The organism is Mesonia maritima, assembly GCF_042433895.1.
Classification (GTDB): domain Bacteria; phylum Bacteroidota; class Bacteroidia; order Flavobacteriales; family Flavobacteriaceae; genus Mesonia; species Mesonia maritima.
Window position 1 is genome coordinate 1 of record NZ_JBHLUA010000030.1, and the last position, 676, is coordinate 676.

Sequence of the window (676 nt, forward strand, 5' to 3'; positions counted from 1 at the left end):
TCTGCTGTTACCGTTCGACTTGCATGTGTTAGGCCTGCCGCTAGCGTTCATCCTGAGCCAGGATCAAACTCTTCATCGTTGTTTCATTATAATTTTACAATACTTACTACAACAACTTTGGAATTTTCATACCTATTTCGAAAAATAAGCACGACTCAAAATTTTACTATTTAGCCTTAATCTAATTCTGTCAATTCAATATCTCAATGAACTTATCTAATCCAAATTTTCAATCCAGAAAACCTGTCTTTTCGTTAAAACAAAAGGAGTCGAACCTCTTAAACAATCCTCTCAAATCGTCCGCCGCCAGGCGCTTTACTTCAATACTTCTCTAGAACTCCAACCGCCTCTCTGCGATTGCGGGTGCAAATGTAATACTTATTTTTATTTCAACAAGCTTTTTGTTTTATTTTTTTTAAAAGTTTTTTTTAACCCCTCTTAAAACAAAAAAATCACCCCTTCTATGAACTTCTACAACAACCGCTCAGCGCAATTGCGGGTGCAAATATACAACTTGTTTTTACTTTACCAAGTACTTATTTTAGTTTTTTTAATCTTTTATTAACGCTCACGAAACAACCTTCTGGAAAACAAACTCCTAAACCCTTATTTTTTATAAAAAGAAATTCCAGACCAAACCAAAACGGATCGCAAAATCACGGTAAGGATGCAAAGG

The 676-nt window shown here is 35.1% G+C and carries 1 rRNA gene; it reads right to left on the minus strand.

Going from position 1 to position 676, the window contains the following annotated elements:
- Positions 1 to 79 (minus strand): 16S ribosomal RNA (locus ACFFGL_RS14825); the annotation flags it as partial.
- Positions 80 to 676: the final 597 nt, after the last annotated feature.